This is a genomic window from Marinicella sediminis (genome assembly GCF_002000055.1).
GTDB lineage: Bacteria > Pseudomonadota > Gammaproteobacteria > Xanthomonadales > Marinicellaceae > Marinicella > Marinicella sediminis.
This window is the reverse complement of record NZ_MVBD01000009.1, coordinates 167,552-184,683: the sequence shown is the minus strand read 5'-3', so window position 1 is coordinate 184,683 and position 17,132 is coordinate 167,552. Positions and strand designations below refer to the sequence as shown.

Below are 17,132 nucleotides of genomic sequence, written 5' to 3'. Positions count from 1 at the left end.
TGATTCAATGCAACATCGATTTGAGCGTGTTCAGCCCGGGTCTTTGATACCAGATGTCGATTAACAGTCATCTCATGGGTTAATTAACATATAATCGCCACGATAACACAACTTGATACCATTTCTCAGACATCCAATCACATGCCATTGAAAAACCTGCTGTTAATGACCTTGTTCTTTTTGTCCGGACTGACTGGTCTGGTTTATCAAGTGATTTGGTCACAACAGTTTTCCCTCATTTTTGGCAGCACCGAAGTGGCTGTTGCGGCGGTCCTGGCGGCTTACATGGGTGGTTTGGCACTGGGTGCCTATTTGATGGGACGCCTGATTCATCGGGTCAAACGACCGGTCATCTGGTACGCGCTGTTTGAATTGTTGCTGGCCATCATCGCCCTGAGCATGTCCGGCCTGATTGATGCTGGCGGTCACGTGTTCACTTGGTTTATTGGCACACAAGAGATGACCAGCGTCAATCAACTGCACGCACCCATCTATGTGTTGGGGGCGTTCGCAGTGCTAATCATTCCCACCGCCCTGATGGGGGCCACCCTGCCTTTGCTCAGTAAATACGTGATCACCTCTGACCGCACCGTTGGTTCAGGCATCGGTTTTTTGTACGCCACCAATACTTTGGGCGCTTGCCTCGGTGCATTACTGGCGGCTTTTTGGCTGATCCCGGACTTTGGGTTGCAGCACAGCATCTATGTCGCTGTTGGCATCAATGTGTTCATCTTCTTCCTGGGAATCGTGTTTTTTCAGACCCAGTCATCCGAAAGCCCTGACAGCACCAGACCATTCAATATTGAGCTGCAACATCGATGGATGCTGGGCATCATGTTTGTCTCAGGGGTGGTGTCTTTTTCTCATGAAGTGATGTGGACCCGGTTGCTGAGTCACCTGCTGGGTGGCAGTGTGTACGCTTTTGGCGTGATGCTGTTCATGTTTTTACTGGGGATTGGACTTGGAGCAATCATTGGCTTCAAGCTGACTCAAGCCAATAACAAAATGTTGGGATTCACCTGCCTTCAAGTGGGTATCGCAGCCATGTTTTTCATCAGCTTCACATTCGCCGATCAGCTGACAGCGCTGCCCATCAACCAAGATTTTGGCAGCCTTGTTTTCGTCTTCAGCGCCATGCTTTTGGGTGCCTTGACCCTGCTCCCAGGTGCCTTACTGATAGGCGCCACGTTTCCTTTGGCCACTCAAATATGTACCAGAAATTTTAAACAGGCACCGGCCATTTCTGCACGGATTTACGCCTGGAACACCACCGGAGCCATATGCGGTGCCTTGTTGTGCGGATTCGTGTTACTCAGTCAATTTGGCTTTGCCGACACTGCCCGGATACTCACCATACTGAGTTTGTTTGCAGGGTGCTTCGTGGCATACAAATCGCATCAGTCAGGCATCACCAAAGCCATCCTCGGTCTGTTGATTGTGTTGCTGGCAGTGCTCCCCATACAAGAGCCTTTGCGGGTCTTGAGTCATTCTCCGCTGGGTGTTAAACAACAAACGGCTGACATTGATTTCTTGGCCGTTGGTCAGAGTGCCACGGTCATCATGCTAAATAAAAACAATGAAAAACGTCTGCTGACCAATGGCCTACCTGAATCCTCTGTGCAAGCCCCAGGTGACCGAATCAGCAAATACCATCTGGCCTGGTGGCTTTCGAAGTTACCGGTGATGAGCCGGCCGCAAACCCAGGATGCGTTGATCATTGGTTTAGGTGCTGGTTTGACCCTGCAGGCAGTACCCCACACCGTTCGCAGGGTTGATGTGGTTGAACTGGAAGAAGAAGTGATTCATGCCAATCAAAGCGTGGCCAGCTGGCGCCGGGAAGATCCATTGGCTGATCCGCGGCTTCACTTACATCACAACGATGCCCGCAATGCTTTGAGAAACAGTCAGCAACAATTTGATGTGGTGATATCCCAACCGTCTCACCCCTGGACGGCGGGTGCTTCAAACCTGTACACCCGGGAATTTTTTGCGCTGGTAGAATCCAGGCTGAATCAGTCAGGTGTGTTTGTTCAGTGGATTGGTTTGCGCTATGTTGATCAGCATTTATTGCGCTCATTGCTGGCCACATTGAATGCAGAGTTTAGACACGTGGAATTGTATCAACCCTTGTCTCAGGGTGGCCTGCTCTTTATGGCATCTAATGAGCCATTGAACATCAGCGAGGACACCTTCAACAGATCTCAGGATTTATCTGAATGGCGTTTGCTGGGGGTAAATTCCTGGCTGGAACTGATGCTTTCCAGGCGATTGAACGCCTCACAAAGCCGATCTTTTTCTGATGGTGCTGAACTGTCCACTGATCAGCACAATGTGATGAAGATCCGATCCCCGAAGGTCATCAGCCGGTCGTTACCCAAAACCGAATTTGATCGATTGTTTGCCGATGATGACTGGCGGTTGGACGATTTTGAGCCATCGCAGACATTGTCAGCGGTCAATCGATTAATCAAAGAAGGTCAAATGATTCGCCTCAATGCCATGATTGAGCGGATGCAAAATTCAGAACTCAAGCAATTGAGCATGTCGATGATGCAGTATGTGTTTGTTGATAAACAACAGGCCAAAGCCACATTGCTAAACTCACTCAGTTCGTCCAACCATGCCCTGACCGCCGGACAATTTCTCATGGCCAAAGAACCCGTCTTGTCATTACGCAATCCAACACTTGTGGCGCTCATCGAAACCGATCAATTAACCAGCCTGGTGCTTGAAAACTGGCGCTTGTTAAGATTGCAGAAATGGACCGCCGTGAAACCTCATGATGAGCAACTGGGTCAGATTCCTGCCGATCATGTGTTGTATGACATGGCCAAAATACTGCGCATAAATTGGCGCTTGCAAAGTCGTGAACACGATTATTTACAACAAGCATTGGCATTCACGGATGAATTGTTGTCTGCCAGACAAAGCTTGCACTTATTAGAAACCAGGGCCAAGCTGGCATTGGAGCTTGAAAACCAAGAGGTATTGGTGGCTGTGATGTACGATTTTAAACGCATAGCCAATCAAAGTGGCCCGCTCAATTCAAGCGCTCAAAAAACCCTCAGGGCTTTGCTTGAACGGCTCAAATACATGCAAAACAATGGCTCAAATTTTGCTCTTGAATCCCTCCGCAGACTGAATCAATCATTTCGTTCTTCTTGAAAGGACATTCCAAGGCCTGTTTGTGCCGCATAAATGCTTTTGAGATCATGTTTTTAGTAGAAATTTCACCCACACTGAGTTATCATTTTGTTAATAATTTCAACATTCATCAGGGGGATCAAGTGGTCGAATTCACAATCAACATTAAGAAGCAATCAATCAGTGTGTTCATTTTGTTAACGCTGTTTACCGGGATTGTTCAGGCAGGTGGTTCAACTGCTGATTTATCCGTTACTAAAACTGATGGCGTGACCGCTGCGGTGGCTGGCGGATCCGTGACCTATACCATGGTGGTGACCAACAACGGTCCGGATGATGTGACTGGTGTAACGGTGGCAGATACTTTTCCTGCTGCGCTGACCAATTGTTCGACCACCTGTGTGGCTTCAGCAGGTTCAGCATGTACCACAGGACCTGTTGCAGGAAACCTGAATGACACACTGGTCGACTTGCTAAATGCTGGTACGGCCACTTACACGTCCACGTGCGACATTCCCAGCAATGCAGCTGCTGGTGGCCTGAGCAACACAGTGACCGTCACTGAACCTGTTGGTACCACTGACCCTGCCCCAGGCAACAACTCAGCCACTGATTCAGACACCGTGATTGGAATTGAAGCCGATTTAAGCATCACCAAAGTGGATGATGTGGACCCCGTGAGCCCAGGTGGCACATTAACTTACACCATTGATGTTTCTAATGCCGGCCCTTCTGATGCCACCAACGTGGTGGTCACCGACACATTGCCTGGGGGTGTGACCTTTGTATCCACCACAGGATGTGCAGAAGATCCCAATGGCAACCCAACCTGTAGTCTGGGTACCATCACAGCTGGTTCTTCCGCTTCATACACGCTTCAGGTAACGGTTGATGCCACTACCGGTACGATCACCAACAATGCCTCTGTGACCTCAGATGCAACTGACAACACCCCTGGCAACAACAGCACCAGTGAAGACACTGTGGTTCAACCTGAAATCGACCTATCGATCACCAAATCCGATGATGTTGATCCAGTGGCTGTTGGCGGCAACGTCACTTACACCATTGATGTTGCTAACGCGGGTCCTTCTGATGCCACCAACGTGGTGGTGACAGACACCTTGCCTGCAGGCATGACTTTGGTTTCAACCAGCGGTTGTGCGGAAGATCCCGCTGCGGTACCCACCTGTACATTGGGAACCATTGTTTCAGGATCATCGGCCCAATACAACCTGGTTGTCTCCATTGACCCGGGTACTGGAGGCACACTGACCAACAACGCTTCTGTCACTGCCACAGAGACAGACACGAATGCTGGGAACAACAGCACATCTGAAACCACAGATGTCACCAGCATCACCATCACCAGTGCCACCCCCGACCCTTCAACGGTCGGCGAGGGAGTGACCGTGGCTTATACAGTAACAGGCAGTGCGCCCACCGGTAATGTCACAGTCTCAGATGGTGTGGACAGTTGTGTAGACACCGTGGCTGCCGGCAGTTGTGTGATTAATCTGACCACCGTGGGCACACGCTCTTTGGTGGCTGACTATGCCGGTGATGGCACCAACCCTCCAGTGACCTCGGGCGCAGAACCTCATGAAGTGGTGACCGGCAGTGTGACACTGGCCATTGTGTCTGCAAACCCGAACCCAGTTCAAAACAGTGCACCTACCACTGTGACATTCACCATTGATCCTGTGCCACCTGCTGTGTTGCCGCCGACCGGAACAGTCACCATCAGTGATGGTACTTTCAGTTGTGTGGCCACCCTGCCCGACACCAGCTGTGTTCTGGTCATCAGCGAGTCAGGCGATCGCAACCTCACAGCCTCTTACAGTGGTGATGCCAACTATGCAGCCACATCTTCAGCCATCTTGATATTGACTGTATTTGGCAACCCAATTCAAGTGCCCAGCACCAGCTTGTTGGGACTGATGTTACTGGCATTATTCATGGCTGCCACAGTGATGATGCGATTCAAATCATTGCGAAGTCGCCATGACTGAGACTGAACTTTGATACAGAATTGATCTGAAGGGGTAATTTGATTACCCCTTTTTTTCTTATGCCCACAGTGCGCTTAACCACAATTTTTGGATTACTCTTTGGCCTATCGGCACCGGCTGCTGAGTCGACCGCTACATCTGTTTCCAGTTTAAACGTGTATGTCAATGCCGATGGGGTTTATCGGATCAATCATCATCAAATTACAGCTTTGGAACAAGCCCCTCGTTTTGATCAAATCAATTTAACCGCCCAAGGTGAACCACAAACTATTTGGATCAATGACGATGGAGACGGTATTTGGGAACCTGGTGAAAGCATTGAATTTATCGGTGAACACAAACGCGGTCAAAATGAATGGTTTGATCCGGTATCCATCATCAATGTGTATCGACTTATTCTGGGCGAATCGGGCCAGATTGGCCATTCCTCATCGGTTGATCCGCCACTCAATTCAGGTGAATATTCACCCCTGTTGTTCAAACAACACCTGGAAGAGAACCTTGTCAGAGCACCTTTGTCGTCCAATGATGCTGAACATTCAACGACCAGCTGGTATTGGTACAAGTTGAGTTCAGCCGCCCAAGCCCCAATCAGGATTCCTTTGGCTCTTCAATCAATCAGTTCCAAACCACATCAAGTCACTATACGCATTAAATTACGTGGCTGGAACACAACACAGTCCAAGACCGAAGTTGAATTTGACCATGTACTGACTGTGGATCTCAACGGTGAAACACTGGGATTGGCCAAGTGGAACGGGCAAGTACATCACCTGGCTGAATTTACAGTTGATGCCTCGCGTTTCACCGACTCAGACAATGAACTCTCACTTTCTGTCACACCCCGAACATTGGGTGGACAAGCGGTGATCGATCTGATGTATCTGGATTGGATTGAGTTGGAACATCAGCATTCAGTTGTGTTAACTAATTACCGTCAATTGAAGGTCGTTGGTGATGGCGCCATTGAGGTTCAACCCCGAAGCACAGGCCACATCTATTGGTCAAACCAGCACCGCACAACAATCCAGGCCGGCCGTCAACCCATGGTGTTATCGGCACCCAATGAATTACAGTCAGATGGCAGTGTGGTGTATGTGCCTACCAAAGATATCCGTGAGGTACAGCTGGTCAGACCAACCGCTGAGCCATCAACGCTCAACATCCAGGCAGACTACCTCATCATCAGTCACCCTGCCTTTATGACCAATCTGGCCCCACTGATTCAATGGCACGAGCGTCAGGGGAAATCTGTACTGGTCTGGGATTCATTGGCTGTGTATGATCGGTTTGATCATGGACACCTTGGTGCACAAGCCATCAAAAGGGCCATACAATTTGTCGCACAAAACAGTTCAAAGGAGCTGCAGTTCACATTACTGGTTGGTGACAGCAATTGGTTCACCCATCAGGATGCCCTGAGCTATTTACCCCAAATACCTGCCCATGCCCACAACAACCTGGTGCCTACCTTTCAGGTATTCACCGACCATGGCCCTGCCGCCAGCGACACCCCTTATACCTTGATCGATGATCATTCAACCAGCCCGGTAGCAGTTGGTCGATTTCCAGTCAATACTTTGGATGAACTTGATGCGATCATCCACAAGACAATACATCACCACAAAGACAGTCAGCCCGGGGCGTGGAACAGCCGGTTCAATATGCTCACCCCAGCAGAAGATTTATACCAGAAAAGGAACCTCCGAATCATTTCTGGATTGAACCTGGAAAAAACCGAAATCTCACGAACCTTGGATGAGAACAAGCATGTGTTGGATGGCGCCCAAAGCATTGTTGATGCCATCAATGACGGTTTCGGCCTGGTACATTTTTATGGACATGGTGGTCGTTATATGTGGGAAATCGGGAAACACCCGGAAACCCGATTACCGGTCCTGTTTGACCGCTCACACATTCAACAGTTGAATAATGATAAATGGCCAGTGGTACTCAGCATGACCTGCTCGTCTGCCCCATTTGACCACCCCAATTCAAGTTCATTTTCGGAGTTGTTGTTGTTAAAACCCAATCATGGCTCAGTGGCGATCATTGGTTCATCCGCACGCAACTATCCGCCCATTAAATTCAGTCAGGATTTAATCAATGCCCTCTTGCAAAAACAATCCATTGGTGAAGCACTGAACCTGGCCAGAACAAATGGTCTCAGAAATCATTTTGTCGATACCTATGTGGTACTTGGTGACCCATCCCTGAAGCTCAACACACCGGATGAAACGATTCAGTTTAGTTTGAAAAGCAAGGAACTGGCCATAACGATTCCCAATGAACAGTTCAGCGGCGAAATACATGTCAGACAATTCGATGCGCTTGGGCAACTCTTAACCGAACAACATTTCAAATCCACAACCAATCAGCTGCAATTGACGTTGATCAACAACACAGCCACGGTTCGGGTTTATGCCAATGACCAGAAGCTTGAACTGAACTTTTATGGATATATTAACTTCTATGAATAAACTGTATCTGACAATCATATTCACTTTGGTGTTAGTTGCTTGTACCCAACGGCAACCGCCGTCAAAACTCATTGCCCAAAACCATGATAGCAGCATCATGCTGAGTGCTGAGTCTTTTGCTCACTGGTCAAAATTAAGAAACCTCAACGGATCAGCGAACATAAAAAGCTACATCAACGGGTATTTTCTGGAACAAGTTTTATTACAGCACAATCAACACCTTTCAACTGACAACGCAGATAAGATCCGTTTTCAGGCCCAAGAGTTTTTGTACCAGAAAGCGTTTGAACACCATAAACAATTGGTGATACAAGTCCTTGAACCAGATCCGCTTACCATCAATGCACGCTTTAACGAATTAAAAAACCGTCCAAAACGACCGCCCAAACTGCGTTTGTATCAAATTTTCAAACGTTATCCACCAAATGCTGACCCGAAACACAAACGTGAATTGTTGGACTGGATGACAGACCTGCGAACTCAGATAAATGACCTCGATGGATTCAAAACAGCCGCCACCAATTATTCTGATTCACAGTCACGCTTACAAAAAGGATTGATCGGTAACGTGCCTCCAGGCTTACTGGCTGCTGAGTTGGATGAATTGGTGATGCAACTGCAGCCCAATCAGATGAGTGAAGTCATTCAAAGCAGTCATGGGGTGATGTTGTTTTATTGTGAAAGACACATATCAGCTTCGGTATTAAGTGATCAAAAACTGATGAAACGTGCCACCCAACAGGTCAAAAACAAGGCATTCAATGCCCAATGGCAGTTCCTGCAAAACAATTTTCTGACGGCATTGAAGCTGAACATAAAATGGCCAAAAACTGGTGAGAAACTGATCGATTCAGAAGCGCAAGTGATCACCAATCAATGGAGACTCAATACCAGGGAATTGGGTTGGTTGTTGGGACAGAATCTTCGACAAAAACCCTGGAAATCTGAATTCGAACAGTCACATCGACAGCGCATTGAAGCCTACGCCATCAAGCGAGCCATGTTTGATGCCACCGGTGTTGATATCCGCAGTTCATGGGTTTTGGCAGGTGAGTCCTTGGTGACACAACGCTCGGCCGAACACATTCTCCGGCAATTGATCGCAAAGGAATTATCGGAACCCCATCTTAAAGACATCGAAGATCAGTTTCAAAACCACCCTGATTCATATGTCTTACCAGCTCAATACACCGTTTCTGGTTTGGCCATAGCTATTAATGGCAATCGAATTCTGGCGCATCAAAAAGCGGCTGAATTACTGCATGAAATCAATCATGGCTCTGTGGATTTTGCCACCACAGCCAATCAATATTCGGCATTTGCAGATCGTTATCCAGATGGTCTGATTGGCACCATAGGCAAAAACCGTCTGGGACAGGTTTTGGGGATTGATTTGATGCGGGCACTGCTCAGAATTGATGCTGGCCAATACAGTGGTTTGGTTGAGACTGAACAAGGTTATGTGTGGATCCTGCGATTGGATGATGTTCAGGCTAATCGTTTGATGACGTTTTCAGAAGCTCAAGGCATCATCCGCAAAGAACTGTTGGCGAATCAAAAATCTCAACTGAAAACGGCGATCACCACCAAATTGCTGCAAGCACAAGACATCACCTATTATCTGGATTGATGTCGTTCACTGTTGCAGTGACAGGTGTACATCACTCAACAGCGTACGATGGATTTTGACTTCAGAGAGCAGTTGTTCTTTGAGCTGAGAAAACAAATCAGCTGAATGAGAGCGAATGAATTGATTCATCACCTGATCTCTGATCGTGGCCAAAGGCTGAACTTTGGCTTCTTTCCTTTCAATGAGTTTGAGGATAATGTAATGGTTCTCTGTACGGTACGGTGGTGTATGTTCCTGAGGGTTCAGCAAAAAAGCAAATCTGAGCATCCTTGGGTCAATCCGTTTCAGGTTTTGTGCATTCATCAGAGGTAAGGGCTGAACCTGGCCTTGGTATTGCTCAGCCACCTCTTCCAATTTAACTTCACCCAGATCCAGTCGACTGATCAACTGTTCTAGATCAGGCATCAAATTAATCCCCTCTTCGATGGGAATTTGCAAACGTTTCAACTGAACCATCACGGGTGTTGAAAATCGCATCTCATTTCCCGCAAAGTAGTCATTCAATAATTGAGGATTTTGATTCACGTATGCCCGTAACTTTACGGGCCTGTATTCATCAATCAGTAGGTCCTCTTTGGCCTTGGCCAATCGATCAGGATGTGCAGGTGTGGCTTGTTCAGCTTGCATGTGTTGGTAAATCCACTCACGATAAGCAGTCTCTGTCAGCATTTTCAGCCCCATTTGGGGGTCGCGTACTGCGCCCATCTTAGCCTGCATTTCCCTCATCTCAAACATGAACTGTGCCATGGGCTTTGAATAGTTGCCCACTTGAATCAAAGGTGCTTGCGGATTGCCCTGACGCATCAATTGCTGCAGTTGATCCATATCAGGCACCATAAATGGTTCAGGTGGTTCCAGTAATTCGGCCTTTTCCTGGATAAATGCCAAAGTGTGCTGAACCTGTAGTCGCTGCAAGATCATTCCCTGCACGGACTCAAAAGAGTAAGACTGTGCAGGCAACACTTCTGAAACCACAAAAATGTGGTACCCATCAGCAGTTCTGATGAGTTCGCTGGGTTGGTTGATGTTGAGTTTGAACACCACCCGATCAAAATCAGCAGACAAATCCCCTTGTTTGATCAAACCAATCAATCCCTTTTTGTGTCTTGATTCTGATTCAGAATATTCCGGGGCCAATAACTGAATGTTCTCCCCTTTTATCAGTCGATTGCGCAATGACTGCATGCGTTGTTTGGTGGTTTCCACACCCTCTTTATGGGATTGAAATATGTGAAAAACCCGCCGGGACTCGGGAAACACAAATTCATCCAAATGTTCCTCATAATGATTTTTCAATTCCGCTTCACTGGGTTTTTGTGGTGGCTGAAATTCATTCAAATATTGGCTTGAATAAACCATACGCTCCAGGTTTCTGACTTTGTTGAGGTATTTCGGATCTTGCTCATATCCGATCAACTTCGCTTCTGTGAGCAGTAACTTTTGAATCATGATCAAATTGATTTGATCAGCATACCATTGCTGGGGATCCAGTTCGCTGTTCCATCGCAGATGAACAGGTAAATCGGTGATGTGCTCACGTAATTCAGCCAATGTCACAGACAGCTCTTGAGAACTGGCCAACACGACATCATCAGACAGACGTTTTTGATCATGTGTTCCACAAGCACTCAGTAAAAACAGCATGGAGATTATTATGATTTGTTTCATTTAGTTTCCAACAGGTTTTGCGCTTTGGCAAACAAGGTGTGGTTCGGATTCACCATTTCAAAATGGTCATACCAATGATGGGCTTTGGCAGGTTGTCCCAGGGCCATATGGGTTTCGATGATGGCAAATAAGGCCTTGGGGTAGTTGTCTTGTAAACGGATCGCTTGCTCAAAGGCTTTCAATGCAGACTCATAATCGGCCACTTCATATAAGAAAACACCGTAATTGTAATGAGTTAACTGATGGTAAGGATGATGCTCAATGGCCTGTGAGAAGTATTGTTCAGCTGCCAGCCAATCACCTCTTTTTGAATGGTTTATCGCCAGAGTGTTGAGCACTTCTACATTGTTTTCTTCGAGGCTTAAAGCCCGTTCAAGGTGTTTTTGGGCCAGCTCCGATTGGTTGTTCTGCTCAGCAATTGTGGCCAACTGTAATTGACCACTGATGCTGGGTTCGAGGTTTTCAGCATCAGCCAGAAGTCTTTGTGCGGAATTGTGGTCTCCTTGAGCCAACGCGATGCGCCCCAAAAGGCTTAAGCGCTTAGCTGGTGATAAGGTGCCATGCAGGTCATTGGGCAAAGATTTAAGGTGATTTTTTGCCGACTCCAAAGCACCCAATTGAATGTCTGCTTGAATTTTCAATTCCAAATACGCCAGATTATCCGGCTCAAGATTCAACAAAGATTGTAAATAGCGGTTGGCTTCAATGTATTCGCCCTGGAATAATAAATTTTTGGCGTGAGAATAAATACTGATGGTGCCCACATGATCTTGTGGAGGATCACCCGCTTCACTCAGTTTTTCTTCTATGACATCAACCATATCACCACTGGATTGAACGTATCCCAAACCTCTGAGGGTATTCAAGGTTTGGCTGTCCACATTGATGGAGGCATTCATCCCAGTGATTTGATACTCATCCAAATAATCCTGCAAATCGGACTTGAGGTTATTGGCCAGCGCTTGATGCTGATCGATGATGTTGTTCAATTCCCGGGGGTCATCAATCAGGTTATAGAGTTCCTGGCGGGGGCCATGGATGTATTTGTGTTCGTTTTTGATGATGCCCCGCTGTTCACCCCAACCACGGGAAAACCTTGGTGAGAGGGTTTCCAGGTATATCTCCGCGTTGGTATCAACGGGCTGATCTGCACGTGCCAACACCTGTCCTTGAATGTCTTCAGGTACCTCAAGACCTAGCACATCCAGCACTGTGGGGAAAATATCCACCAAGCCAACCCATTGCTTGATTCGGGTTCCGGCATGTTCCTGATTCGGGTACTTGATGATCAGCGGAACATGTTGGGTGGCGTTGTAAATCAACAATGAATGGGTTGCTTCATTGTGCTCTCCATTACCTTCTCCATGATCAGAGGTGAATACAATGAGTGTGTTGTCATAGACCCCCAATTGTTTCAACTGGTCAATCAACATCCCAAACGCTTCATCCGAATAGGCAATTTCTCCGGAATACAGATCATGGATGAATGACTGATCATAGGGTGCAGGTGGTTCATGTGGATGGTGGGGGTCAAAATAGTGCAGCCAGGCGAAGAAAGGTTTGTTGTGGTGGTACCTGATCCACGGCATGATTGCTTCATTGACTGCGCCGGCAGGTCGCTCATCAAAAAACAACTGATGTTTAGGTATGGTGCGCTCACCATGCACATCTTCATACTTCTGAGTGATGTGTTCGTTGTAGTAATCAAAACCCTGATCAATGCCAAATTGAGACGTGAGGGGAAATGAACCAATGGCTGCCCCGGTTTCATAGCCAGTGTTTTTCAGGATTTCGGCCAAGGTCAATTGTTCCGGTCCCAGAGAAAACAGTCCGTTGTCCCTGACTCCATGGGTGAATGGCACCTTCCCCGTGAACATACTGCTGTGAGATGGCAAGGTGATCGGGATGTGGGTCACGGCACGCTCATAAACCACCCCATCTGAAGCCAATTCATCAAGGTTGGGGGTCAGGGCATCTGACTTGCCATAAGTACCGATGTGATCAGCCCGGGTGGTGTCAAAGGTCACAATCAGTACATTGAAGGTGGGTTCCGGACTGCGTTCATCACACCCGGTGATGATCAAAAAGGCAGCCAAAAACACCAAATTCATAAACCATTTGGTTTTCATAAATGATGTTCTTGAATGATTGATAAAGTGTTACTGATCCTGGTCTTCTTCAATGGTGAAGTCGATCAGCTCAACAGGAACTGAAGCGGTGACCAGATTCCCCTGCAGGCGCATAACGGCGTTCAGGCTGTTTAAATTGGTCAGCATGGTGCCCATGGCGCCATCATTCAGGCTGATACCGTGATGGCCTTGTCCGCCGGTGGTACCGGTATCGACACCAATCGCAGTCATGGTTGGGTCAAACTGCCAAATACCAGCCAGGAATGAGCCGTTGGCATAGGCGTTGGCTGTGCCGCCGCCACCAAGGGTGATGGTGTTTAATCCAGTCATCAGTCCTGGGTATGCCATCGAAGTCACTTGTACAGCACCTGTACCCACCACATTAGAATAAACACTGAATACCGCCGATCCGAAGAAAGTATTAACCATTTCAAAGGTGGCCATGGTGATGGTGCCAGAAGTTTCGACCGGTGAACAACAAGCGGTACCCATCGTGTTAATGGCGGTATCATAGCGGTTTCCAACCATTTGGCTGGCCACACCTGCGGTTCCGGTGGTATTACCCGAGTCGTACTGAATGCCAGAACCAGGAACCCGAACGGATTGCCCTGAGTTTGCAGAGGCCTGGTTTTTATTGGTTTCAGTGGCGGTGTCTTCAATGCCCAACAATTCAGGTAAGCGGGAGCGAATGGATTTAAAGGCTTCTTGAAAACTTTTTTGTTCCGATCGGCTCATACCGGAAAACAGTTGTTCACGGTAGGTTTTACGTTCTTCAGAACCCATGCTTTGCATGTTTTTATAATGATCAACAACCGATTGTTCTGCCTCGGTGAGGTTTACCTGGGCCTGTGCTGCATGCGACCCAAAGACCAATGCGGTCATCAAAAATACCTGTTGTGTTCTGATGGACATAAACTTCCCCTTCTCTGACTTTAATTAAGCTAACAATTCAACCAAACTCGTGATGGTTACCACTGATCATTGTGGCAACTTCTCACCATGAACCATTCAGGTTTGACTGACCTGAATGCTGTTGAATTCTATCGATATATATCTTACAACAAAACACTCAAATAATCTTATGAATTTCTACAAATCTCTGTCTCAATGGCCAGGGCATCATGCCGGTCATTTTTGTTGGCTTTGACGAAGGGTTTGACGTGTTGTGGCGGAATCAGCCTGACTTCAAAGCCCATAGACTGGAACTGTCTGCCCCAATGATTGGCTGAATAACACGATTCCATGACGATGGCATCAGGCTTAATGTCCAGAATTGGTTTAATCAGTTGGGATCGTGTGACCTTCTTATTGAAGATGACATGATGGTTGTGATCTAAGCCACACAGTTGGAAGACTGTTTTTGCCAAGTCGATGGATAATAATTTACAATGTTTCATGATGAATGTCTCCGGTTAGTTGTCCTTGTAATTTTACAAGCCTGGTACTTAGATACCGTCACTGGGGGCGTTCATCACATCAGGCACTCCCTAAGAAATATCATACAGTCACTTCAGACAATGGCCACAGCTTAATTTCTTTCAGTATTCCAAAATCATGGTTTTAAAGGGTTCTGCGTAAGCCCCCCCCAAATATGGGTTTTTTAATAATATAAGAATATTTTTATTCTCGACCATTCAAGCCTGTTATAGTTATGAATTTACCTATATATTTCCAAATATAGATTTTTAATTTCAAAGTAAAAGTCCGCTTTTGCCACATATTTTGTGTGATCTCATTGCAGCTCAATATATCACTTTCATACATCAAAGGGATTTTCTGTGTAAATATTGGGTCTTTAATTTCTTGGTTTGCTTCTAAATTCCACTTGGCACTCCACAGATCAAAATTGGACGAGCCTATGGTAACCCAATCATCTACTATAATTACCTTACTGTGTATAAAATGGTTTTGGTATTCATAAATTTTAATATTGTTTTTAAGAAATTTTTTGTAGTATCCTTGACCAATGTATCGAGACATCATGCTGTCCGTCCTTTTCCCTGGCACCATCAGTTTTATATCAACACCTCGTTTGGCAGCGTGTATTAATAATCGGCGTAATTTTAAAGAAGGCACAAAATAAGCACTGGCTAACCATATCCGATTTTTACTGGTCTTAACTTTATGGTGTAAATGTGTTCTGATTTGATTAAAAAAATATCCATGGGTATGACCTATCTCCCAATTATCGCACCATGTTTATGATGATATTTTCAGATTGAAAGCGTCTACAATTCTCACGCCATACCACTATGGAAAGTGCCCGCACGGCCTTTCCAGCTATGTTCCGTCGCTCTTTATCGAAGGGTTTCCTGTCATTAAACGGGCTGTGTGTTGAGCTTCCAATTTGTAAGCCACAAGAACCTTTGTGCTTTTCGGTGGTCGATAAGTCATCTATGATCATTAGACAAACATGTATATCTGCCAAGGCTCGACCAATCATTTTCCCCTTAACAGCTAAAGGAACTCATCATGAAAATCATAACGGCTTTACTCTTTTTGACCACCTCATTCAACGCCTTTGCCGGCGAACAAAATATTCTGGAGGATCCCAAAGTTGATTTGCGGGTGGAACTGCTCAGCATCGTCTTCAGGTTAGCCGAGAGTCACGAATATAGCTCGAAAGACTTTGTTCAATATGTTGACCACATTGAAGAGCATTATGACCCGCATAAAAACCACCCACTGATCAACTTCATCAAAAAGGTCCGGGATGAAGACAGCCTGGGTTATGACCGCATCATGAACATGGCCATCAGCATCAGTCCACCACCCAACATGCAACTATTGAATCTGGCGAATCAAGGGACACCAGAAGGCTGGAAAAAAACAACCACAAAGACGTTCCTCAAGCTGTTGAATGAGTTTTACAGAGACTCCAACAGTGAACAGTTTTTTACTGAACAGGCAGCGATGTATCAAAAAGTTGCTCAACGGTTCCGCCATTCTTATGATGATTTAAACCTCAATTGGTATCAATCATTTTACGGCCAACAGCCCAAAGGAGCTTACCGTCTGGTGAATGCCGTAGGTAATGGCGGTCATAACTATGGACCAAATGTTCAACTGGCTGATGGTACCACCATTATTTATGGCATCATCGGCGCCTGGACCATGGACAAATCTGGTTTGCCGATCTATGAAAAGAAAGATTACTTTTCCACCATCCTGCACGAAATAAACCACTCCTTCATCAACCATTTGGTCGCAGGATATGCCAAAGATTTATCCGACAATGGACGGCTTTTATTCAACAAGCTGGAACCACAAATGAGCAGACAGGCCTACACCAAATGGCAGACCATGTTCTCCGAAGCTCTGGTTCGTGCCGCTGTGATTAAATACCTGAACGACCATGATGCCACAACAGAGGAAATCGAGAGGGAATTGGCTGAGCAACTTGATTCAGGCTTTGTGTGGACAGCAGAACTGGTCAATGAACTGGAACGCTACAGCAAAAACCGGAAACAGTTTCCAACCCTTGAATCATTCATGCCTGAAATCGTCGGTTTTTTCCGGCATACGACAATGAACATTGATAAGCTCGTCAATACAGTGGCCGACCAAAAACCCAGAGTGGTCTCTGTGACACCGGACATCAACCAATCCACTGATGTTGATCCAGACATCTCCCGGATCACATTCACCTTTGACAGAGTCATGAGGGGATCTTATTCATTCCATTTTGGCAAAAAAGGCCGGGAAGCCTATCCAGCAATCGATCAGGTCAGTTTTGCAGATGACCGCAAATCGGTGACCATTGAAATCAGCTTAGTTCCAGACAAAGACTATCAACTGGTCCTCACTGGCCTCGGGTTTAAGTCGCTTACTGGGTTTGGTTTGGTTGAGCACGAATTGAATTTCAAAACCACATCATCACCTTCCAGTAGTCATTAAAAATCAGCTTTGGCCGTCCTGGTAATTCAGGCCGGCCAATTCTCTGACTGAAATGGCATCAGCCATTCACCCAATGCCAACTAAATGCCAGGACAGCGACTTCCAGCAAACCCAGTTTGAGTGATTAACTGGTTAATTTTGCAGAGAAGTGTAGAAATACAGGGATATGGTA

The 17,132-nt window shown here is 46.5% G+C and carries 10 protein-coding genes; 5 read left to right on the top strand and 5 right to left on the bottom strand.

Features of this window, described 5'->3' with window-relative positions; genetic code table 11:
- Positions 1-141: 141 nt before the first annotated feature.
- The 4 genes from B0475_RS13215 to B0475_RS13200 all read left to right on the top strand — a co-directional run bounded on the left by B0475_RS13215 (position 142) and on the right by B0475_RS13200 (position 9,266).
- Complete coding sequence (locus B0475_RS13215) at positions 142-3,165, top strand: fused MFS/spermidine synthase (RefSeq protein WP_077412339.1); 3,024 nt, start codon at positions 142-144, stop codon at positions 3,163-3,165.
- A 47-nt stretch (positions 3,166-3,212) separates the two neighbouring features.
- Positions 3,213-5,156: a COG1361 S-layer family protein gene (locus B0475_RS13210; RefSeq protein ID WP_157892949.1), complete on the top strand. Its 1,944-nt coding sequence runs from the start codon at positions 3,213-3,215 to the stop codon at positions 5,154-5,156.
- A 68-nt stretch (positions 5,157-5,224) separates the two neighbouring features.
- Positions 5,225-7,636, top strand: a complete 2,412-nt coding sequence (locus B0475_RS13205; protein WP_157892948.1) for a C25 family cysteine peptidase — start codon at positions 5,225-5,227, stop codon at positions 7,634-7,636.
- The gene (locus B0475_RS13200) at positions 7,629-9,266 is read left to right on the top strand and encodes a peptidylprolyl isomerase (RefSeq protein ID WP_198538274.1); all 1,638 of its coding nucleotides are present in this window, start codon (positions 7,629-7,631) and stop codon (positions 9,264-9,266) included. Before B0475_RS13205 ends, B0475_RS13200 begins: the two co-directional genes overlap by 8 nt.
- 6 nt (positions 9,267-9,272) lie before the next feature.
- On the opposite strand, the gene B0475_RS13195 is transcribed toward B0475_RS13200, so the two are convergent.
- The 5 genes from B0475_RS13195 to B0475_RS13175 form a co-directional block, all read right to left on the bottom strand.
- Positions 9,273-10,934 (bottom strand): peptidylprolyl isomerase, encoded by a 1,662-nt coding sequence (locus B0475_RS13195; protein WP_077412335.1) that lies wholly within the window; start codon positions 10,932-10,934, stop codon positions 9,273-9,275.
- Positions 10,931-13,063, bottom strand: coding sequence for a sulfatase (locus B0475_RS13190; RefSeq protein ID WP_077412334.1), 2,133 nt, complete (start codon positions 13,061-13,063; stop codon positions 10,931-10,933). Before B0475_RS13190 ends, B0475_RS13195 begins: the two co-directional genes overlap by 4 nt.
- A gap of 30 nt (positions 13,064-13,093) precedes the next feature.
- Entirely contained in the window at positions 13,094-13,975 is an 882-nt protein-coding gene (locus tag B0475_RS13185) for a hypothetical protein (RefSeq protein WP_077412333.1), read from the bottom strand.
- A 167-nt stretch (positions 13,976-14,142) separates the two neighbouring features.
- On the bottom strand, positions 14,143-14,460 hold the full coding sequence (locus B0475_RS13180; RefSeq protein WP_077412332.1) for a hypothetical protein: 318 nt from the start codon (positions 14,458-14,460) through the stop codon (positions 14,143-14,145).
- Positions 14,461-14,683: 223 nt separating this feature from the next.
- Positions 14,684-15,208 (bottom strand): phospholipase D-like domain-containing protein, encoded by a 525-nt coding sequence (locus tag B0475_RS13175; RefSeq protein ID WP_269799125.1) that lies wholly within the window; start codon positions 15,206-15,208, stop codon positions 14,684-14,686.
- Between the two features lie 327 nt (positions 15,209-15,535).
- Here B0475_RS13175 and B0475_RS13165 point away from each other — a divergent pair, with 327 nt between their 5' ends.
- Complete coding sequence (locus tag B0475_RS13165; RefSeq protein ID WP_077412329.1) at positions 15,536-16,960, top strand: DUF4932 domain-containing protein; 1,425 nt, start codon at positions 15,536-15,538, stop codon at positions 16,958-16,960.
- Positions 16,961-17,132 lie beyond the last annotated feature (172 nt).